This window comes from Mesorhizobium sp. C372A (assembly GCF_030323245.1).
Classification (GTDB): Bacteria; Pseudomonadota; Alphaproteobacteria; order Rhizobiales; family Rhizobiaceae; genus Mesorhizobium.
In genome coordinates this window covers 2,978,381-2,997,208 of sequence record NZ_CP100475.1, presented here as the reverse complement: position 1 = coordinate 2,997,208, position 18,828 = coordinate 2,978,381, and the positions used below count along the sequence as shown (strand labels likewise).

Sequence of the window (18,828 nt, the reverse complement as noted above, 5' to 3'; positions counted from 1 at the left end):
GCTTTCCACTCACTGTTTCCTGCCCATCCACGGTTTCGCTAGTCATGGCTATATCGGACCCGGAGCAGGCGTTTCGCCAGACCGGCTGGGCAGGCCTCAGGGCAAGGCTGTTCCATCTCTATTTCCTGCTGCGGCGGCCGATGACGCTGGGCGTGCGCGGCCTGATCCACGATCGCGCCTCGAACACCGTCTTCCTCATCCGCCACACCTATGTCCCCGGCTGGCAATTGCCGGGCGGCGGCGTCGAGGTCGGCGAAACGCTTGGCGAAGCGCTGGCGCGGGAACTGGCCGAGGAAGGCAATATCGCGCTCACCGCCCCGCCGGTGCTGAAGTCGATGCATTTCAACCGCCGCTCCAGCCGCCGCGACCATGTCGGCCTCTATCTCATCGAAACCTTCAACCAGACCGCGCCGAAACTGCCGGACCACGAGATCGCCGAAGCAGGCTTCTTTCCGCTCGACCGCTTGCCGCATGGCACGACGCCGGCGACGCTGCGGCGGCTTGCCGAGGTTTTTGAAGGCCAGCCGGTATCGCCGTACTGGTAGGCTGTCAATCCGATGCTCACGCCGCCTGCCTGAACCGCGCCCGGTCGTGCGGCGCGCCATAGTCGAGCCCAGGCCCGACCGGCACGATGCGCGTCGGGTTGATGCTCTCGTGGCTGCCGTAATAGTGCATTTTGATGTGGTGCAGGTTCACCGTGCCGGCGATACCAGGCACCTGGTAGAGGTCGCGCAGATAGTTCGAAAGGTTCGGATAGTCGGCGATGCGGCGCAGATTGCATTTGAAATGGCCGACATAGACCGGGTCGAAACGCACCAGCGTGGTGAACAGCCGCCAGTCGGCCTCGGTGATATGCTCGCCAGTGAGATAGCGCTGTTTTGACAGTCGGCCCTCCAGCGTGTCGAGCGCCGCGAACAGCTCGCCGAACGCCTCTTCATAGGCCGCTTGCGTGGTGGCAAAGCCGGCGCGGTAGACGCCGTTGTTGACGGCTGGAAAGACCAGCGCATTGACCTTGTCGATCTCGCCGCGCAGGCCTGGCGGATAGAAATCGAGAGCGGCATCGCCCCACTCGTCGAAGGCCGAATTGAGCATGCGGATGATTTCGGCGGATTCGTTGGAGACGATGGTCTGTTCCTTCTTGTCCCACAGCACCGGCACCGAAACCCGGCCCGAATAGGCTGGATCGGCCTTGGTGTAGATTTGGTGCAGGAAGTCGAGGCCGTAGAGCGTGTCGCCGGTGGCGCCATCCTCGGCCAAAAACGTCCAGCCCTCAGCACCGAGGAAATGATGCACGACTGAAACCGGGATGATGTCTTCTAGCTTCTTCAGCGCGCGAAAGACCAGCGTGCGGTGCGCCCACGGACAGGCGAGCGAGACATAAAGATGGTAGCGTCCGGGCTCGGCCTTGAAGCCGCGCGTACGACCTTGCGCCGGCGCGCCGTCGCGCGTGATCCAGTCACGCCACTGCGTCTCGGCGCGGATGAACCTGCCGCTGCTATCGACATTGGCCGGACGGTCCTGCCATTTGCCTTCGACCAGCAATCCCATACGAAATCTCCTTGCGTGCCTTGGCCAATGTAGTCGCAAGGCGGCAATGCCGAAGCCGTCATCTGCTGAACAGAGCGTCACTCGTATGAAACGCCGGATGAAAACAGCCGATTGCAGCCGCCGGAAATTGATGCTAGCGGACACTCCGCATGTTCGATCTTGGCTTGATCCGGTTTGACCGACGACGAAAGGGCGCCCGCGCTTAGAAAGCGCTGACTGGCGAACGCTGCCGCTTGCAGCAACCTTTCCTCTTTATCGGACCGCGAAGACCATGAGCCTTGCCGACGTGAAATACCTGCCGGAAACTCCGGCGCATGATCCCGAAATCGAAGCCATCAACGACGAAGCCTTTGGCCCCGGCCGTTTCGTGCTGGCCGCCTACAAGATTCGCGAGACCGGCGGCCACGAGCGCTCGCTATCCTTTGTCGCCATGGATGGCGACATCGTCGTTGCTTCGGTGCGCATGACCCGCATCGCCGCCGGCGCCGGACGCGCGCTGATGCTCGGGCCGCTCGCCGTGCGGCCCGCCTTCAAGAATCTCGGTATCGGCCGCCGGCTCGTGGCGATCGCGCTGGAGGCGGCCGCCAAGGCCGGCGCGCCGGCGGTGATCCTTGTCGGCGACGAGCCTTATTACGGCCCGCTCGGCTTCAGAAAGATCCCCCGCGGCCAGATCTCCATGCCGCGCCCGGTCGACCTCGACCGGCTGCTGTCGCACGAGATCGTGCCCGGTGCCGTGGCGCGGCTCTCCGGCGAGGTCGGCCATGCCAGCCTTGCCAGGATCGCGGAGCAGGCACCAATGATGGCCTGAGCTCCAGGATCGGTCGCGGCACCGGTCGCGATGGATCCCCATTGGTCAGGTTGCATTGGTCAGGTTGCACCATGGCGGCGACCTCCGTAGCATGACCGGAACAGCACGGAGCACGCAGCATGAACCCGAACGGCCAGATTGCGATCATAACCGGCGGCGGCTCCGGCCTCGGCGAGGCAACCGCCCGCGCGCTGGCCGACAAGGGCGCGCGCGTCGCCATTTTCGATGTCGGCATCGACCGGGCATCGAAGGTGGCGGGCGACATTGGCGGCGCCGCCATCCAGTGCGATGTGAGCAGCGCCGACAGCGGTGCGGCCGCGCTCGCCGAGGTGGAAAAGAGACTTGGGCCAGCGCGCATCCTGGTCAATTGCGCGGGCATTGCCATCGGCGTGAAGACGATCGGCAAGGATGGTCCACATCCGCTCGACCAGTACCGCAAGGTGATCGAGATCAATTTGATCGGCACCTTCAATATGATCCGCCTCGTCGCCGACCGTGCCGCCAAACTCGAACCGCTGCAGGGCGGCGAGCGCGGAGTCATCGTCAATACCGCGTCGGTGGCCGCTTATGACGGCCAGATCGGCCAGGCCGCCTATGCCGCATCTAAGGGCGGCGTCGTCGGCATGACGCTGCCGGTTGCCCGCGATCTCGCGCGCTCCGGCATTCGCGTCTGCACCATCGCGCCCGGCATCTTCAAGACGCCGATGATGGCCGGCATGCCGCAGGAGGTGCAGGATTCGCTCAGCGCGGCCGTGCCCTTCCCGTCCCGCCTCGGCGAGCCGTCCGAATATGCCGCGCTCGCCCTGCATATCGTCGAAAACCAGATGCTGAACGGCGAAACCATCCGCCTCGATGGGGCAATCCGCATGGCGCCGAAATAGACGGCCATGGCGGCCGGCGCAGTGAAGACCGGTCCGCTGGCCGGCCTGAAAGTCATCGAGATGGCTGGGCTCGGCCCGGTGCCTCTGGCCGGGCTGATGTTGTCGGAGATGGGCGCCGAGGTGCTGCGCATCGAGCGCACCGGTTCGGACCAACCCCTGCTGCCGCTCTCCGATGCGTACAATCTCGACCGTCACGGCCGCTCCATCCTGCACGTCGACCTCAAGCAGGCCAAAGGAACGGAACTGCTGCTGCGCCTTGCCGAAAAGGCCGATCTGTTTGTCGAAGGCTTTCGCCCCGGTGTGATGGAGAGGCTTGGTCTCGGCCCGGATGCTGCATTGGCGCGCAATCCGGCGCTGATTTACGGCCGCATAACCGGCTTCGGCCAGGACGGGCCGCTCGCAGGTCGCGCCGGCCACGACATCACCTACCTCGCCTATTCCGGTGTGTTGCATGCCATCGGCCGGGAGGAAGGCCGGCCGGTGCCGCCGCTGAATCTGATCGCCGACAATGGCGGCGGCGCCATGATCCTGATCGCCGGGGTGCTTGCAGCGCTGTTCGAGCGCTCGCGCTCCGGCAAAGGCCAGGTGATCGACGCAGCGATGGTCGAGGGCGCTTCGATGCTGGCGGCCCCCATACACGCCTTCATGTCGGCAGGTCTGTGGAGCGACCGGCGCGGCGCCAACCTGCTCGATTCCGGTGCGCCCTTCTACGACACCTATGAGACGGCGGATGCACGCCACGTTGCGGTCGGTTGCCTTGAGCCGCGCTTCTTCGCCGCATTCGCAAGGCTGCTGCCGCTCGGCGAGGATTTTGTCCGCGGCCAATACGACAAGGCGTTGTGGCCGGACATGCGCGCGGCCATTGCCGACCGGTTCCGGCAGAAGACACGCGACGACTGGGACGCGCTGTTTGCCGCAAGCGATGCCTGCGTGGCGCCGGTTCTGTCGCTGGCCGAAGCCAGGGATCATCCGCACAACCGGGCGCGTCACGCATTTGTGAAGGCCGGTGCGCTCGAGCGCCCCGCGCCCGCGCCACGCTTCTCGGCCTCGCAGCCGGCGCTTGCCGGCATGTCTGAAGATGACGATCAGCTGCCCCAGACTGTGCTGGCGCGCTTCGGCTTTTCGACAGCCGAGATCAAAGCGCTTGTCAAAGCCGGCATGATTGGCCAGTAACTGGATTTAGAAAATCAACTTACCTGGTGAGCATTTTGGACCAGCCGAAGAAGGACGTCATTCGCGCGACGGACGCCGAGGCGATCAGGCTGGCCGCAACGCTGATTCGCAGCGCCCGTTTCGGCGCCCTCGCGGTGATCGAGCCGTCGACCGGCGCACCGCTGGCCTCCAGGGTCGGAGTCGCCACCGACATCGATGGCACGCCTCTGATCCTTGTCTCGGCGCTGTCAGCCCATACCGGCGCCATCCTTGCCGAGCCGCGCTGCTCGCTGCTTGTCGGCGAACCCGGCAAGGGCGATCCGCTGGCGCATCCCAGGATAACGCTGGTCTGCCGGGCGCAGCCGCTGGAACGCGGGTCGAGCGCGCATGCCCGCGCCGAGCGGCGCTATCTCAACCGCAATCCCAAGGCAAAGCTCTATGCCGAGCTCGGCGATTTCTCGATCTTTCGCCTCGAGCCGGAGCGCGCCAGCCTGAATGGCGGCTTCGGCAAGGCCTACCTGCTCGACCGTGGCGATCTCATCACCGAGGGGCCGATCGTCGACGAGCTGGCCGCCAGCGAACAATCCGCTCTCGACCACATGAATGCCGACCATCTCGACGCCATCGCCGTCTATGCCCATCATTTCGCCAAGGTTGAAGGTGATGGTTGGACCATGACCGGCTTCGATGCCGATGGCATGGACCTGGCATCGGGCGACACCGTTTGCAGGGTCTATTTTCCGCAGCCGTTGAAGACCGCGCGCGACCTGCGGCCGGTTCTGGTCGACATGGCCAAAGCCGGTCGTGCGCCAGCTACGCAAGGATAATCGTCATGAATCAAAAGCACGTCTTGAGATTTGGGCGAAATGATCTACGATTCAGGCGACGCTGAATCAGCAGCGTGATCCATAGCTGAATTATAGCAGCCAACGCTATTTGCCCCCATAGCGTTTGGATGAGCAGGAAAACATGGGGCATCGATGGTCTCGACCAAACTAATCGCCAATGCCGAATCGGCGGCGACATTTCTGACCCTTATGGGCAACGAAAAGCGGCTCTTGATCATGAGCTATCTGGCCGACGGTGAAATGTCGGTCGGCGCGATCGCCGAAAAGGTGATGCTCAGCCAGTCCGCTTTGTCGCAACATCTGGCCAAGCTCAGGGCGCTCGATCTTGTCGAGACCCGCCGCGACCGGCAGATGATCTACTATTCCTGCAAGTCCGAAGCGGTGCGCGAACTGTTGCGCATGCTGGACGGCATTTTCGGGATAGGCGACTTGTCCCAGATGGCAACGCGTCTGCGCCGCGCCGGGACTTGACCTGCAGGGCTTGACTGGCGGCTCCGATCGCTCCTTACCTCGCTGACGATTTTTCGCCGGCCGAGGTATTGATGGATCCGATCCAGATCGACGACGCGCGCGATCCGCGGGTCGCCGCCTATCTCGACATCCGCGAGCGCGATCTCACCGGCCGCCATGGCCGGTTCGTCGCCGAAGGCAAGGTGGTGCTGGACGTCCTGCTGTCAGCCGGACGCTTTGCTGCGGAGTCGGTCCTGGTCCTCGAAAACCGGCTGGTCGGGCTCGACGACATCCTGCGCAAGGCCCCTGCCGACCTGCCGGTCTACGTTGCGGCAAGCGCCGTCATGGATAGGATCGCCGGCTTCCACATGCATCGCGGTATATTGGCGATCGGCAGCAAGGGCACGCCACAGCCCGCCGAGGCCTTGCTCGACACCTTGCCTGCCGAAGCGTTGATCGTCGTTCTCATCGGCATCGCCAACCATGACAATATCGGATCGATCTTCCGCAATGCCGCCGCCTTCGGCGCCGATGCCGTCTTCGTCGACGCCACCTGTTGCGACCCACTGTATCGCAAGGCGATCCGCGTCTCCGTCGGCGCCGCGTTGAAGGTGCCCTTTGCGTCCTTCGGCGACACTGAAGCTTTCATCGCGAAGCTCGGCGAGTTGGACTTCGGCCAGGTCGCTTTGTCGCCGCGTGGTGAGGCTGACATTCGCGATGCTGCGCGACCGAAACGACTGGCGCTCTATCTCGGCACCGAAGGCGAGGGCCTCCCGGAGAGGCTGCTCACTCGCCTGCGGACGGTGCGGATCGCGATGTCGGGAGGGTTCGACAGCCTGAATGTTGCGGCCGCCTCAGCCATCGCGCTGCATCATTTTTCGCCCTGATAGGCGTAGTCAGGCAATTCCAAGCGGGGGCTCGAAACTCAGCTCGGCAAATCTGCCTTCTGCAACGCCCGGACGCGATCGGCGAGGCTGGTGGTTCCTGACCGCGTTTGCTGCGGCGCCGCCAGCGCCTTGGCGATCGGTGAATCCGGTCCTTCGAGCTTGGCCGTCAAATGGACGACCTCAGCCGCCAGATTGTTCATCTGTTCGCGCAAGGCAGAACCGGCATCATTGCCATTGCCGGGGCCATTCCCGGGCTTCGCGGATCCAGAACCGCCAAGCTCCGCCTTCATCCGCTTGTTTTCGCGGGCCAGCGTCGTCAGCCTGGCTTCGAGCCGCTCTCGGTCGCCTTCGAGCTTGGCGAGCGTCTTGTCGATGTCCTCGTTTCTGGCGCGGGCACTGTCTTGCGCACCAACCAGGCCAGCAGCCGCGGCGCCTCCCGCAGCCTCGCCCTTCACCCGTTCGCGAAGCCGGGCCAGTTCCTTTTCGCGGCGATCGAGCTTGTCCTCGCGATCGGCAAGCGTGGCGAGCAGACGCTCGAGCTTTCTGTCGAGGTCGGCGGTTCTTTTCTTTTCGGCCTTCAAGGCATCGCGCGTGGCCTTGGCCTCGGCGACGACTTCCTGATGGCGCCTGACGGCCTCCTTGCGCTGGCCGCGCAGCACTGAAATGTCGCTGGCAAGTTTTTCCAGCTCGGATTCGCGAGCCACCAGTTCGATCTGACGATTGCTGGAGGAGAAGGACGCGTCGTCGTACATATGCTCGAGCTTTTCCAGCTCGAGCGCGCGCTTTTCCATCATGCGCTCTGTTTGTGCAAGCCTGTCCGACAGCTGTTGTATCTGCTGCTCGCGATGCAGCAGCAATTCGTTTTTTTCCCCGAGCTCCGAAAGCGCCTGCTTCTTGTCCTTGCGCTCGACCGCCAGGCCTTTCAGCGCCTCGCGGCCCCGATTGATTTCGACGAGTTGCTCATTCGCCTGCTCACGCAGCGTCTTGATGCTGATTTCGAGCCGGCGCGTCGTCATGGCGAACTCGGCCCGCAAGCTGTCCTTGTCGGCCTGGATCTCGGCCAGCGTTCGCGGCACCGACGCCTCGACACGCTTGCGTGTCAGCGCGACCGCCCTCCGCCAGATGGCCGGCGCGACCAGCAGTGCCAGAAAACCTGCACACAGAAAGCCGAGGGCGAAGAACAGGATCGACTGAACCAAGGTGACTACCCGTTACGGGCGGGCCGCTATCCGGCAACCGCCAAGTCTGGACTTTGCCATGTTCGCATGACGCAAATCCAGCGCTGCGGCAAGGGTTTGCCGCAGCTGCAGCGGGTCAGAATCTGTTGATCGGGTCGAAGTGTGGTCGGAATCGCTCAGAAGGGATTCCAGGTCGGCCTCTGCGTCAGCTTCAGATAGCCGAGATTGACGCCAAGCCGCGCGCCGACGCCGGTGCGGATCGGCACCAGCAGCACCCTGTTGTTCTGCAGCACGTTGAAGCCGACGCCGGCCACGACATAGGCCGAACCGGCAACGCCGCCGAACCGATTGTAGAGATTGCTGACGTCGTCGAGGTTATAGACGAGCATCATCACCCGCGATCCCTCGCCGCCGAAATCCCAGCCGAGCGAAGGCCCTTGCCAGAACACCTTATGGTCGCCGGCATTCTTGGTGTAGAGCGTACCTTCGCCATAGGTCAGGCCGCCGATCAGCGCGCCGGAGCCCTCTTCGCCGAGCAGATAGCCATTGGGCAGGCCGTAGGAGGCAAAAATCTTCTCGACGACGGTGGCGAGACCGCCCGACGTCGCGCCGAAGAACTTGTGACCGGAATCGACGATCTCCTGAGCGGTGTATTCCTGTGCCCGCGACGCAGAGGTTGAGAAAGCGAGAGCGCCCATGAGGGCAATCGCCATGAAGAAGACGCGGACAAACGTCCGGTCGTAGAATCGGGAAACCATGCTTCCAATCTCCGTCAGGGAGCACTTTCGCCGACGCCTCGCACCCCGTCCGGCTCTTTAGGCGGCCGTTAAGGATGACTGTTACGGGCAAACTATGCCGTAATCCTTTTTCAACCATTAACCTCCCACATGAACATGGCGGTTCGAAGGCTGTTTCTGACTGTCTGCGCGGGCTCCCATCCTGTGCAAAGATGCCGTTTTTTCTCACGAGAATTGTGGATTGTTGCTGCACGCTCGGGCGCTGTGTATTCAGAATGCCTGGGGGAAAGAGCGTGATTCGGGTGGTGAGCGTGGCTGTCGGCCGCGCGGCCACCAGGATGTGAATTTTAGCAGGGATTTTTCGCCGATGGCTGAGCTTTTCTCTCTCTCCGCACCCGATCTCGCAGCCTTGTTGTGCAGCCGAGTCTGCCACGACATCATTTCGCCGGTCGGCGCCATCAACAACGGCCTTGAACTCCTGGACGAGGGCGGCGCCGACGAAGACGCCATGAAACTGATCCGGCAGAGCGCCAGAAACGCTTCGGCCCGCCTGCAATTCGCCCGCATCGCCTTCGGTGCCGCCGGTTCGGCGGGCATGATGATCGACACCGGCGATGCCGAGTCCGTCGCCATCGCCTTCCTGAAGAACGAGAAGCCGGAATTGATCTGGAACGGGGTTCGCGCCCTGCTGCCGAAGAACAAGGTCAAGCTGCTGCTCAATTTGCTGCTTGTCGCCAATGCCGCCATCCCGCGCGGTGGCAGATTGGTGGTCACGCTGGAAAACCTCGACACAGAGCCGCGCTTTGCGCTTGCCGCAAGCGGCCCGATGCTGCGCGTGCCGCCGAAATTCCTCGAACTCCATTCCGGCAACAAGCCCGAGGAGCCTATCGACGCCCATACCGTCCAGCCCTACTACACGCTGCTGCTGGCGCGTGAGGCCAACATGACGATCTCGATTCACGCTACCGCCGAAGAGATCGTGCTGTCCGCGGCCTGAGCGAAGCCGCTCGGCAGGACGTCCGAGCATCAAGAACAATCAAGTATCTTTTCCCGCTGATATTTGCGGAAATTCAGAACAAGCAAGTTTCATTGCCGGCAACGCCCCTGCCGAATGGGGCTGCAAACGACATGTTTGTAAAAACTTTACCTAACGGCTTTTCTGCTTCTTTACCAGATTGGCCTAGTGTGCATCCCGATACCCGGATGCCGCCGGTTCGCACCATGGCAAAGAGGACCCGGAAATGAAGCGCTGCATGTTTGTCGACGATTCGAGCGTCATCAGAAAGGTTGCAAAACGGATTCTTGGCGGCTCCGACATGGTGGTGATCGAAGCGGCAACTGGACTTGATGCTGTCGAGATGTGCGCTGCCGAGATGCCTGATGTGATTGTCGTCGACGGCGCCCTGCCGGACATGCAAGCGGTCGACGTCATTCGCCAGGTTCGCGCCATGGAGAGCACGATCAAACCGCAGATTCTGATCTCGCTGGTCGAGGTCGATGTTGCCTCGATCATGAAGGCAAAGCGCGCCGGCGCCCAGGGTTATCTGTTGAAGCCGTTCAACCGGCCGCAACTGCTCGAACGTTTTCGTACCTTGAAGGTTGCCGCCTGACTCGGCACGTCCTCGGCCAAGAAGGACAGCAAAAAACCCGGCCTGAGCCGGGTTTTCTCATTAAATTCAATTGGATGATGTTCGCTCAGGCGCTGACGCGGATGTCTTCCGGCTCGCGCAGCACATAGCCGCGACCCCAGACCGTCTCGATGTAGTTCTGGCCACCGGATGCTGCGTCGAGCTTCTTGCGCAGCTTGCAAATGAAAACGTCGATGATCTTCAGTTCCGGTTCGTCCATGCCGCCATAAAGGTGGTTGAGGAACATTTCCTTGGTCAGCGTGGTGCCCTTGCGCAGCGAGAGCAACTCCAGCATCTGGTATTCCTTGCCGGTCAGATGCACGCGCTGGCCGCCGACTTCGACGGTCTTGGCGTCGAGATTGACCACCAGGTCGCCGGTGGTGATGACCGACTGGGCATGGCCCTTGGAACGGCGCACGATGGCATGAATGCGGGCGACCAGCTCGTCCTTGTGGAACGGCTTGGTCATATAGTCGTCGGCGCCGAAGCCCAGGCCGCGCACCTTGTCCTCTATACCGGCCATGCCGGACAGGATCAGGATCGGCGTCTTCACCTTGGACAGGCGAAGTGTCCGCAAGACTTCGTAGCCGGACATATCGGGAAGGTTGAGGTCGAGAAGAATGATATCGTAATCATAAAGTTTACCGAGATCGACACCTTCTTCGCCGAGGTCGGTCGTGTAAACATTAAAACTTTCAGATTTGAGCATCAGCTCGATGCTCTGAGCGGTTGCACTGTCGTCTTCTATCAGCAGAACGCGCATTTCATTCCCCTTTTCTGCCGCCGGACCATGTCACGACCCATCCGGGACCGGAGCAGTGATTGCCTGAACAGAGGCTGCCATCGAATGGTTAACAAAACCTAATTCCGCACCAAGGACGGTACCAGATTTTTTAACCCCTTTCTACACCCTCTTGAATCTAATGATGAATCACAGAACCAAATCGCTAATGCAACACATTAATAAGTCGGACTAAGTGACTCAAGGGACTCGCTGGCCGGCTTCCGTATCGGGAGCCGGAATTTTTACCCGGCCTTAAGTCCTCGCCCTTATGATTAACAATGCGCGTAAACGAATGGTTACCGCCGGCAAAAAACTTTAGGGATTTGTTTCCCATAGTTCGGGGAATGCCGGTGGATACGGGCGGCGCCAGGCCCTGGCGGGCGGATTGGACGATATGTGCAGGTGTGCGTTTCCGGGAGTACCGAATCATGAAGTCACGTGAAAACCTCGTTCGGCTGAAGCAATTTCAGGTGAATGAGAAGCGGCGGCAGCTGCTGCAGCTCGACATGATGATCGCCGAGTTCGAGCGCATGGCCGTTGAACTGGAGCTTCAGATCACCGCCGAGGAGAAGAAGGCCGGCATCACCGACATCAATCATTTTGCCTATCCGACCTTCGCCAAGGCGGCGCGTCTGCGCCGTGATAACCTCAGAAACTCTCAAAGCGACCTCGCCCAGCAGCGAAGCGCTGCCGAATCATTACTCGGCGAAGCTGAAGCGGAGCTTTCCAAGGCCGAGATGCTGGAATCGCGCGACACCAAGATCCGCGACGCGGAACTCGGCGGTCGCAGCGCCATGATCGGCTGACGGCAGAGTTTTAACCCGACCGGCGCCGCCTGACGCCGCGCTTTGCTTTGCGTGTAGCGCGCCAAAAAGCCCCGGCGCTGCTGATCCGGCCCGTAAGGCGGCCGCAGCTTCAGGCCCGTGCGAAATCCCTGTCCAGGTTCGCAGCCGCCCTCGCCCGCGCTTGCTTGATGTCAGGCACATGCTCTTCCGACCAGGAGCGTATCTGGGTGAGCAGCCCCGCCAGGTTCTGGCCAAGTTCGGTCAATTCATATTCGACCCGCGGCGGGATCACCGGAAAGATTTCGCGCCGCACAAGCCCGTCGCGCTCGAGGACGCGCAGCGTCTGCGTCAGCATTTTAGGCGTGATGCCTTCGAGCTTACGCGCCAGTTCGCCGTTGCGCATCCGGCCACGGCGCAGCGCACAAACCGTCAGATAGACCCATTTGCTGGCCAGCATCTCGAGCACGGCGTGCGAAGGACACGTCCGCTGGAAGGCGTCATAGCCGGAGCCGCAATCATTATCACTATCCATGAGGTGCCTATATATGGAAAAGGTACATACTGGACAAGGGAATATTACTATCCAAATGATAGTGGCACAGAAACCCCAGCAGGAGCCTCCCATGCGTGCCGTTGTCCAGAATTCAGTCGGCGGACCCGACGTCCTCGTCATCGCCGATCGCCCCGCGCCCTCGCCCAAGTCAGGCGAAGTGCTCGTGCGCGTGCATGCCGCCGGCATCAATCCGGTCGATGGCTCGGTGCGCGCCGGTTACTATCCTTTGCTGGGCGAACCGCCCTTCACTTTGGGCTGGGATATTTCAGGCACGGTCGAGGCGGTGGGCCCAGGCGTCGATGGCGGCCTCAAGGTCGGTGACGCCGTGTTCGGCATGCCGCATTTTCCCAAGCAGGCCGCAGCCTATGCGGAACTCGCTGTCGCCCCGGCCGATGAAATCGCACCGAAGCCGCAAGGCATCAATCACTTTCATGCAGGCGCGCTGCCGCTGGCCGGCCTGACTGCCTGGCAAGGCCTTGTCCACCATGGCGGCCTGAAGCGCGGCCAGCGCGTGCTGATCCATGCCGCCGCCGGCGGCGTCGGGCATCTGGCGGTGCAGATCGCCAAGGCGCACGGCGCTTATGTCATCGCCACCGCCAGCCCGAAGAAACTCGATTTCGTCCGCTCGCTCCGCGCCGATGAAGTGGTCGACTACACCAAGGGAGATTTCGCCGCCGAGGTCAGCGACGTCGACCTGGTGCTGGAGCCGATGGGCGGCGACCATGCCGACCAATCGCTGACAGTCCTGAAGGACGGTGGGGTCCTGGTGTCGCTGCTCAATGTCCACGACACCACCCGAGCCAAGGCTGCTGCGCGTGGGATCCGCGTCGAGCGCATGTCCGTCGTGCCCGACCGTGAAGGCCTCGTCGAACTTGGCAAACTGGTCGATGCGGGAAAGCTTGCGGTCCATGTGGCAAAGAGCTTTCCGCTCGAACAGGCGGGCGCCGCGCACGCTTTTCTCGCCACCAGGCCGATCGGCAAGGTGGTGCTGACGGTCTGAGCAGCAGGCATTACCGACAGGCAAAAGGGCGCGGTTACCGCGCCCTTTTCTATTGTGGTCCTGGCTCTAGTGCCGGTATTGCTGGATGCGCGTCGTGCGCAGCCCGGCAAGGCCGTATTCGTCGATCGACGCTTGCCAGGACAGGAATTCCTCGGTGGTCAGCTTGTAGCGCTGGCATGCCTCGTCGAGGCTCAAAAGCCCGCCGCGCACCGCAGCAACCACTTCCGCCTTGCGCCGGATAACCCAGCGACGTGTATTCGTCGGCGGAAGATCGGCAATCGTAAGAGGGCTGCCGTCAGGCCCAATAACATATTTGACTCGCGGTCTAACAAGATCGGTCATCGTACTCTCTACTAAAAACTCAAAGACCCAATCCCCACCACATTACCGCCACAGCTTTAAAAATTGCCTAAGCGAACCCTAATGAGTAGGTAAGGATCATGAACGCCGCGTTAGTCTTTTCGTCGGCATTTGAGGCAACGGCGGGCAGGCGCGCAATTTTCCCGCAAAATCGGCACCGCCGCAAAGCTGGCGCCGCTGGTGTGGTTGACCTATATTCGCGCCACTGCCATTGAAGCGCCGCGCAGAACGAAAGAACCATGAACAGCCTCGACCTTCCCGCCAGCCCGCAAAACACCCGCATCGTCGTCGCCATGTCGGGCGGTGTGGATTCGTCTGTCGTTGCCGGCCTTTTGAAGCGCGAAGGCTATGATGTCGTCGGCGTCACGCTGCAGCTCTACGACCATGGCGCCGCAACGCACCGGGCCGGGTCGTGCTGCGCCGGCCAGGACATTGACGATGCCCGCCGCGTTTCCGAGACACTGGGCATTCCGCATTACGTGCTCGACTATGAGGAGCGCTTCCGTAAGGCGGTCATCGACCCGTTTGCCGAAAGCTACGTCGCCGGCGAAACGCCCATTCCGTGCGTCTCTTGCAATCAGACGGTGAAGTTCGCCGACCTTTTGGCCACCGCCAAGGACCTTGGCGCCGATGCGCTCGCCACCGGCCACTATATCCGCTCCGGGGCCAATGGCGCCCACCGCGCGCTGTTCCGGCCCGTCGATGCCGACCGCGACCAGAGCTATTTCCTGTTTGCCACCACGCAGGCGCAGATCGACTATCTGCGCTTTCCGCTGGGTGGGCTGTCCAAGCCTGCGGTGCGGGCCATCGCCGAAGAAATGGGGCTGACCGTTGCCGCCAAGCAGGACAGTCAGGACATCTGCTTCGTGCCGCAGGGCAAATATTCCGACATCATCGCCAAGCTGAAGCCAGCTGCCGCCAACCCAGGCGACATCGTCCATATCGACGGCCGCGTGCTCGGTCGCCATGACGGCATCCTGCGCTATACGATCGGCCAGCGCCGCGGCATCGGCATCGCCTCGGGCGAGCCGCTTTACGTCGTCCATCTCGACGCCGACCGGGCCCGTGTCATCGTCGGCCCGCGCGAGGCGCTGGAGACCCACAAGATCTATCTGCGCAACATGAACTGGCTGGGCGATCGCGCGCTGTCCGACATTCCGGCCGCCGGCATGGAGCTGTTCGCCAAGGTCCGCTCGACGCGGCCGCCGCGCCCGGCCGTGCTGCATCACCGCGCCGGCAGCACCTTTGTCGAACTGGTCGACGGCGAGTCCGGCATCGCGCCCGGACAGGCCTGCGTGCTCTATTCCGACGACGGCAACGAAGCCCGCGTCTTCGGCGGCGGCTTCATCGAGCGCTCCGAGCGCGGCGCCGAGGCCGAAGCCATGCTCAGCCGGCTCGCAGCCAGGCCGGCGCAGATTCCCGCAGAGTAAACACTACCCCTCTCGGAGACAGTTTTAGTTTCGATCTGCCTTAAGGGCAGAGTTTCGAAACGGTCTCAGGACTTTGTGTGCGTGACTGTACCCGCCGTCAGGATGCGGAGCACCCTGATGGCTTCCTCGCCGCTGGTGCGCGGCTCGGCCCGCGTCTCGATACACTGGATGAAGTGCTCGAGCTCGCGCGTCAGCGGCATGCCCTGGCCGACCGCGACATAGGACGGCTCGTTGGTGGTGAAGGCCCACTGGCCGCTGTCCTGCCACACCGCGTGGCGGTAGACGGCCAGCTTGCGCTCCCATGGCTCGACATCGTCGAACACCGCCATTGCCTTGGTGCCGACCACGGTCAGCCGCCGCTCGCGATAGGGATTGAGCCGCGAGGTGAAGAGATGGCTGCGCAAGCCATTGGGAAAACGCATGTGCAGATGCGCGAAATCGCTGAGATTGTCGAGGAGTGCGGCCCCCTCGCCCCTGACGTCGATCGGCTCGGTGCCGGTGATGGCCAGGATCATCGACAGATCGTGCGGCGCCAGATCCCACAGTGCGTCGTTCTCGGTGTGGAATTTGCCGAGGCCGAGCCGGTGCGAGTGGATGTAGCGAACCTCGCCGAGCTCGCCATTGTCGATCAGCGCCTTCAGCGTCTCGAAGGCGGGATGGAATCGCAAGACATGGCCGACCATGAACACGCGGCCGTTGTCCCTGGCCGCCTGCACGGCGCGCTCGGCGTCGGGCACGGTCAACGCAATCGGCTTTTCCACCAGCACGTCCTTGCCGGCCTCAGCGGCGCGCACGGCAAGATCGGCATGGAATTGCGGCGGCAGCGCCATGACGATGGCGTCGATATCATCACGCACGAACAGCTGGTCGGGCTCGATCGCCAGGCAGTCCTGCTCGCTGGCAAAGCCTTCGGCCCGCGCCCGATTGGCATCGGAAACCGCATGTAGCGCGCCGAGCGCCTTGAGGGTGCGGATGTGGTTGCTGCCCCAGTATCCGCAACCGAGGACTGCAATGCGCGGCTTCATCAGCTTCAAACTCTAATTTCTTGGCCGAGACATAGCGGCGTGCCCCGTCGAACTCAACCCCGGTGGCTTACCGGAGATGCCAGCCCGGCAAAGCTTTTACCGGCGACAATATGCCGGCGCCCTCGCGCATCGATGCTTGACAGGCTCGCCCTCCCAACCTTATATCCGCGCGACCTTGGCGAACGCCTCGAAATGCCTTTCGATTTAAGGCGGATTTCGGGCCTTTCGCCGCCCTGGCGGGGTAGCTCAGTTGGTTAGAGCACGGGAATCATAATCCTGGGGTCGGGGGTTCAAGTCCCTCTCCCGCTACCAGCCTACCTTAAGCTACTGAAATTATAGAAAAAACGCCGACCTATGGTAGGCGCCCTGTCCGAAAAAATCTTCAATGATTTTCAGGACCTAGCCTGCTACCGTTGTGACGCCAACGAACGTGTTGCGACGCTTCGCAGACAACAAACTGTGCCTCGAGAGACGTGATTTGCGGGAATTGGCTGAAGTCTCCACCTGCGGACCCATTCGGTCCCGATTCCGAGGCGTAATCGACGCGGATTTTCGAATGGCGCGCCCATGTCGCACGCCAGCCCTCAACGCTCGGCGGCTTATGCCCAAGTTATCCAGCTAAATTAAGCAGTCTCATCGGGCGGGCGCTCTGGATTCGCCGACGCCAATCCGCGTGAGCGTACGCGGATCGTCTGACAGATACGATCAGCGAGAGAAGCGAGCGCGCCCTGCACAGTGCGTGCCCCAAGAACGGATTGGAGGGTAACGGCCTGTGTTGCAAACCTATGTTTGAAGGCCTCTCCGCCACAGAGGAAATCGACCAATCCCAAGCCGTGATCAAACGACCACTGTATATACTCCGTAATCAGGACCGCACCCGGCGACGCTCGGCTAAAGTCAGGGTCGTAGGTGGTAACGAATGCCATCATGACGTTGTGCTGGACGATGTTGATGGAAACCGCGACCATCGCACCATTGCATTCAAGTACGAAAATGCGCAGCACACCGGCGCGTGACAGCGCGTCCACCAGGGCGGCAAGAACCGGCTCGCCCTCTTCGAAAAGGTCGGATTCACGCGTGTGCTTTTCCAGCCATCTGCGCTTCAGCGCCGACAGTCGCTCCAGCAATGGCTGCAGCGGCTCGTCAGCCGACAGGAGGCGGAATTTCACTTCGCCTGTTTCTTCCAGTATCTTGATGCCGCGCCGATAGTTCTGGCGCATCTTTTTCGGCTGGTCCGCCAGCCATGCTGCTCCGCTGGCCCACTGTCCAGCGACGCGATAACTGACTTCCTCCCGGTGATTGGCGCGAAGCTTGACGCCGCTGGAAGAGCCCGGTGTAAAAATCCTGCGGGCTGCCGCATCCGGCGACAGACGATTGATAAAAGCAAGATCGAAGCCACCCGCCGAACAGATCCGGTTCCAGAGGTTCTGGAGGGCCGATAGGGAGCATTCCGGCGCGACAAGAATATCACCATAGTCCGTATAGCTATTGGCGGCCCATTCGAGGAGCCGAAGTCCTTTTCGTCTGCCGATCGCCAGGGGAATGACAGCGACCAGCCTGTCATCGCTCCATACCAGGCCGATCCGCAGCGAGCGCCGGTCGCGGTCACGCACGGTGCTCCACCATGCCGAAACCCAGGCATGGCTCTGAAAGATCAGTGCATGGGTACGATGCCATAGGTCTACCCATTCGGCTTCGATGGCGGCCAGGCGATCCGTCGAACTGACGATTTCCAGTCGCTCCGCACCAACAGCGTCAATCGAAGCCATTTTGTTCATGGTTGGAGACGGTCCTGCGGCTGCGCGACATCGATGCGCTTTTGAAAAAGTCGCATGATATGGTTTGCCATTTTCTTGAGCGGCAGCACGTAAAGTCCGAAAAGCGACTGATAGTCGCGTACGTCGCGATCTATCAGTCCAAACTTGAGGTCTTCGTCCGGATCCGGGATGAACTGCGTTCCGAATATGCGATCCCAGAATGAAAAAAGCAGCCCGAAATTCTTGTCGTAGTGGCGAGGGTCGACACTGTGATGCACCTGGTGCCAGTGCGGACACAAGATGACGCCGTTCAACCGGCCGAAGGAAATCTTCAGATGCGTGTGGCGAACAAAGTCCATCATGAGAATGTTGCGAATGACATAGACGTTGATGCCAAATATGGCGATCTCGACCGGATCAAGCGCAATCAGGCTCCACAAGCCGAAACTGATCCCCGGTATGACGCCGTCCCAGATCCGGTTCATCAGATCGTCCAGGGGGTGAACCCGGTCCTTGGTGATCCCAACCATCACTTCGGCCGAATGATGCACCTTGTGCAATTCCCACAGGAACGGGAAACGGTGCTGGGCAACGTGATATAGGTAGTAGGAGATATCGTAAGCAACGAGCATGGTTGCGGTGAAGAGGATGATCGTCACTGGGCCGGCGGGGCCGGGTATCAGCGGTTGCGAGATGCTGAAGAGCCAGCCGACTGCCTGGTTTGTTGCATATCCCGTGGCGGCAACGAAGGTGACACCGGCGGGAATGAGCAGGAAGGGCATCACCAGCCTTTTCGTGATCCAGAACAATGCGTCCGCTCGCGCCGATGGGTGCATGATGACTTCCGCGGGAAAGGCGAAGTCGAAAAAGTCCCGGAAGGATTTCTGTTCGACCGTTCGCCAGTAGGCGACCACCGCGCTCCCCAGCGCCGTGAGCAACAGGAGACCGAGTGTCAGCAGATCGATGTGTGAGAGTTTTTCCACGATCACTCTGGCGAATTCCGAAAACATCGATGCA

Annotated in this window: 21 protein-coding genes and 1 tRNA gene; 13 read left to right on the top strand and 9 right to left on the bottom strand. The window is 61.7% G+C overall.

The window, feature by feature from the left end; translation table 11 throughout:
• Positions 1-44 precede the first annotated feature (44 nt).
• Positions 45-545, top strand: a complete 501-nt coding sequence (locus tag NLY42_RS14230) for an NUDIX domain-containing protein (protein WP_031197573.1) — start codon at positions 45-47, stop codon at positions 543-545.
• A 16-nt stretch (positions 546-561) separates the two neighbouring features.
• Here the strand turns inward: NLY42_RS14230 and NLY42_RS14225 are convergent, their stop codons facing one another.
• Positions 562-1,548 (bottom strand): glutathione S-transferase family protein, encoded by a 987-nt coding sequence (locus NLY42_RS14225; protein ID WP_023754964.1) that lies wholly within the window; start codon positions 1,546-1,548, stop codon positions 562-564.
• 271 nt (positions 1,549-1,819) lie between these two features.
• Here NLY42_RS14225 and NLY42_RS14220 point away from each other — a divergent pair, with 271 nt between their 5' ends.
• The 6 genes from NLY42_RS14220 (at position 1,820) to NLY42_RS14195 (ending at position 6,574) form a co-directional block, all read left to right on the top strand.
• Positions 1,820-2,356: a GNAT family N-acetyltransferase gene (locus NLY42_RS14220; protein ID WP_023754965.1), complete on the top strand. Its 537-nt coding sequence runs from the start codon at positions 1,820-1,822 to the stop codon at positions 2,354-2,356.
• Between the two features lie 119 nt (positions 2,357-2,475).
• Positions 2,476-3,237 (top strand): 3-hydroxyacyl-CoA dehydrogenase, encoded by a 762-nt coding sequence (locus NLY42_RS14215; RefSeq protein ID WP_023754966.1) that lies wholly within the window; start codon positions 2,476-2,478, stop codon positions 3,235-3,237.
• A gap of 6 nt (positions 3,238-3,243) precedes the next feature.
• On the top strand, positions 3,244-4,410 hold the full coding sequence (locus NLY42_RS14210) for a CaiB/BaiF CoA transferase family protein (RefSeq protein ID WP_023754967.1): 1,167 nt from the start codon (positions 3,244-3,246) through the stop codon (positions 4,408-4,410).
• Positions 4,411-4,445: 35 nt separating this feature from the next.
• Entirely contained in the window at positions 4,446-5,216 is a 771-nt protein-coding gene (locus NLY42_RS14205; RefSeq protein ID WP_023754968.1) for a HugZ family pyridoxamine 5'-phosphate oxidase, read from the top strand.
• A 153-nt stretch (positions 5,217-5,369) separates the two neighbouring features.
• A complete protein-coding gene (locus NLY42_RS14200; protein ID WP_023669951.1) occupies positions 5,370-5,708 on the top strand; it encodes an ArsR/SmtB family transcription factor in 339 nt (112 codons plus the stop codon).
• Positions 5,709-5,779: 71 nt separating this feature from the next.
• Positions 5,780-6,574, top strand: coding sequence for a TrmH family RNA methyltransferase (locus NLY42_RS14195; protein WP_023754969.1), 795 nt, complete (start codon positions 5,780-5,782; stop codon positions 6,572-6,574).
• A gap of 38 nt (positions 6,575-6,612) precedes the next feature.
• Here the strand turns inward: NLY42_RS14195 and NLY42_RS14190 are convergent, their stop codons facing one another.
• Positions 6,613-7,773, bottom strand: coding sequence for a coiled-coil domain-containing protein (locus NLY42_RS14190; RefSeq protein ID WP_023754970.1), 1,161 nt, complete (start codon positions 7,771-7,773; stop codon positions 6,613-6,615).
• 155 nt (positions 7,774-7,928) lie between these two features.
• Complete coding sequence (locus NLY42_RS14185; protein WP_245259859.1) at positions 7,929-8,465, bottom strand: DUF1134 domain-containing protein; 537 nt, start codon at positions 8,463-8,465, stop codon at positions 7,929-7,931.
• A 391-nt stretch (positions 8,466-8,856) separates the two neighbouring features.
• On the opposite strand from NLY42_RS14185, the gene chpT reads away from it, so the two are divergent.
• Positions 8,857-9,486, top strand: a complete 630-nt coding sequence (gene chpT / locus NLY42_RS14180; protein WP_023669947.1) for a histidine phosphotransferase ChpT — start codon at positions 8,857-8,859, stop codon at positions 9,484-9,486.
• A 244-nt stretch (positions 9,487-9,730) separates the two neighbouring features.
• Positions 9,731-10,099 carry a response regulator transcription factor gene (locus tag NLY42_RS14175; protein WP_023669946.1) on the top strand — a complete coding sequence of 123 codons (369 nt, stop codon included), beginning with the start codon at positions 9,731-9,733 and terminating at the stop codon, positions 10,097-10,099.
• 85 nt (positions 10,100-10,184) lie between these two features.
• On the opposite strand, the gene ctrA is transcribed toward NLY42_RS14175, so the two are convergent.
• Positions 10,185-10,880, bottom strand: a complete 696-nt coding sequence (gene ctrA / locus NLY42_RS14170) for a response regulator transcription factor CtrA (RefSeq protein WP_006203583.1) — start codon at positions 10,878-10,880, stop codon at positions 10,185-10,187.
• Between the two features lie 449 nt (positions 10,881-11,329).
• Here ctrA and NLY42_RS14165 point away from each other — a divergent pair, with 449 nt between their 5' ends.
• Entirely contained in the window at positions 11,330-11,707 is a 378-nt protein-coding gene (locus NLY42_RS14165; protein WP_023669945.1) for a flagellar export protein FliJ, read from the top strand.
• A gap of 109 nt (positions 11,708-11,816) precedes the next feature.
• On the opposite strand, the gene NLY42_RS14160 is transcribed toward NLY42_RS14165, so the two are convergent.
• A complete protein-coding gene (locus NLY42_RS14160) occupies positions 11,817-12,218 on the bottom strand; it encodes a winged helix-turn-helix transcriptional regulator (RefSeq protein WP_023728297.1) in 402 nt (133 codons plus the stop codon).
• A gap of 91 nt (positions 12,219-12,309) precedes the next feature.
• On the opposite strand from NLY42_RS14160, the gene NLY42_RS14155 reads away from it, so the two are divergent.
• The gene (locus NLY42_RS14155; protein ID WP_023754971.1) at positions 12,310-13,239 is read left to right on the top strand and encodes an NADP-dependent oxidoreductase; all 930 of its coding nucleotides are present in this window, start codon (positions 12,310-12,312) and stop codon (positions 13,237-13,239) included.
• A 66-nt stretch (positions 13,240-13,305) separates the two neighbouring features.
• On the opposite strand, the gene sciP is transcribed toward NLY42_RS14155, so the two are convergent.
• Entirely contained in the window at positions 13,306-13,581 is a 276-nt protein-coding gene (sciP, locus tag NLY42_RS14150; protein WP_013529904.1) for a CtrA inhibitor SciP, read from the bottom strand.
• A 257-nt stretch (positions 13,582-13,838) separates the two neighbouring features.
• Here sciP and mnmA point away from each other — a divergent pair, with 257 nt between their 5' ends.
• Positions 13,839-15,029: a tRNA 2-thiouridine(34) synthase MnmA gene (mnmA, locus tag NLY42_RS14145; RefSeq protein ID WP_023683624.1), complete on the top strand. Its 1,191-nt coding sequence runs from the start codon at positions 13,839-13,841 to the stop codon at positions 15,027-15,029.
• 65 nt (positions 15,030-15,094) lie between these two features.
• Here mnmA and NLY42_RS14140 read toward each other — a convergent pair whose 3' ends face one another.
• Positions 15,095-16,054 (bottom strand): Gfo/Idh/MocA family protein, encoded by a 960-nt coding sequence (locus NLY42_RS14140; RefSeq protein WP_023699712.1) that lies wholly within the window; start codon positions 16,052-16,054, stop codon positions 15,095-15,097.
• Positions 16,055-16,289: 235 nt separating this feature from the next.
• Here NLY42_RS14140 and NLY42_RS14135 point away from each other — a divergent pair.
• Positions 16,290-16,366, top strand: a tRNA-Met gene (locus NLY42_RS14135).
• Between the two features lie 311 nt (positions 16,367-16,677).
• Here the strand turns inward: NLY42_RS14135 and NLY42_RS14130 are convergent.
• Positions 16,678-17,832 (bottom strand): GNAT family N-acetyltransferase, encoded by a 1,155-nt coding sequence (locus tag NLY42_RS14130; protein WP_023696861.1) that lies wholly within the window; start codon positions 17,830-17,832, stop codon positions 16,678-16,680.
• Positions 17,829-18,821 (bottom strand): sterol desaturase family protein, encoded by a 993-nt coding sequence (locus tag NLY42_RS14125; RefSeq protein ID WP_023686296.1) that lies wholly within the window; start codon positions 18,819-18,821, stop codon positions 17,829-17,831. Before NLY42_RS14125 ends, NLY42_RS14130 begins: the two co-directional genes overlap by 4 nt.
• Positions 18,822-18,828: the final 7 nt, after the last annotated feature.

What these genes read in the sequence shown, in the direction of transcription:
- NLY42_RS14175 (WP_023669946.1), top strand. Translation starts at nt 9,731, where the DNA reads ATGAAGCGCTGCATGTTTGTCGACGATTCGAGCGTCATCAGAAAGGTT.
- chpT (WP_023669947.1), top strand. Translation starts at nt 8,857, where the DNA reads ATGGCTGAGCTTTTCTCTCTCTCCGCACCCGATCTCGCAGCCTTGTTG.
- NLY42_RS14220 (WP_023754965.1), top strand. Translation starts at nt 1,820, where the DNA reads ATGAGCCTTGCCGACGTGAAATACCTGCCGGAAACTCCGGCGCATGAT.
- NLY42_RS14230 (WP_031197573.1), top strand. Translation starts at nt 45, where the DNA reads ATGGCTATATCGGACCCGGAGCAGGCGTTTCGCCAGACCGGCTGGGCA.
- NLY42_RS14125 (WP_023686296.1), bottom strand. Translation starts at nt 18,821, where the DNA reads ATGTTTTCGGAATTCGCCAGAGTGATCGTGGAAAAACTCTCACACATC.
- NLY42_RS14225 (WP_023754964.1), bottom strand. Translation starts at nt 1,548, where the DNA reads ATGGGATTGCTGGTCGAAGGCAAATGGCAGGACCGTCCGGCCAATGTC.
- NLY42_RS14185 (WP_245259859.1), bottom strand. Translation starts at nt 8,465, where the DNA reads ATGGCGATTGCCCTCATGGGCGCTCTCGCTTTCTCAACCTCTGCGTCG.
- NLY42_RS14195 (WP_023754969.1), top strand. Translation starts at nt 5,780, where the DNA reads ATGGATCCGATCCAGATCGACGACGCGCGCGATCCGCGGGTCGCCGCC.
- NLY42_RS14155 (WP_023754971.1), top strand. Translation starts at nt 12,310, where the DNA reads ATGCGTGCCGTTGTCCAGAATTCAGTCGGCGGACCCGACGTCCTCGTC.
- NLY42_RS14165 (WP_023669945.1), top strand. Translation starts at nt 11,330, where the DNA reads ATGAAGTCACGTGAAAACCTCGTTCGGCTGAAGCAATTTCAGGTGAAT.
- ctrA (WP_006203583.1), bottom strand. Translation starts at nt 10,880, where the DNA reads ATGCGCGTTCTGCTGATAGAAGACGACAGTGCAACCGCTCAGAGCATC.
- sciP (WP_013529904.1), bottom strand. Translation starts at nt 13,581, where the DNA reads ATGACCGATCTTGTTAGACCGCGAGTCAAATATGTTATTGGGCCTGAC.
- mnmA (WP_023683624.1), top strand. Translation starts at nt 13,839, where the DNA reads ATGAACAGCCTCGACCTTCCCGCCAGCCCGCAAAACACCCGCATCGTC.
- NLY42_RS14200 (WP_023669951.1), top strand. Translation starts at nt 5,370, where the DNA reads ATGGTCTCGACCAAACTAATCGCCAATGCCGAATCGGCGGCGACATTT.
- NLY42_RS14210 (WP_023754967.1), top strand. Translation starts at nt 3,244, where the DNA reads ATGGCGGCCGGCGCAGTGAAGACCGGTCCGCTGGCCGGCCTGAAAGTC.
- NLY42_RS14130 (WP_023696861.1), bottom strand. Translation starts at nt 17,832, where the DNA reads ATGAACAAAATGGCTTCGATTGACGCTGTTGGTGCGGAGCGACTGGAA.
- NLY42_RS14160 (WP_023728297.1), bottom strand. Translation starts at nt 12,218, where the DNA reads ATGGATAGTGATAATGATTGCGGCTCCGGCTATGACGCCTTCCAGCGG.
- NLY42_RS14215 (WP_023754966.1), top strand. Translation starts at nt 2,476, where the DNA reads ATGAACCCGAACGGCCAGATTGCGATCATAACCGGCGGCGGCTCCGGC.
- NLY42_RS14140 (WP_023699712.1), bottom strand. Translation starts at nt 16,054, where the DNA reads ATGAAGCCGCGCATTGCAGTCCTCGGTTGCGGATACTGGGGCAGCAAC.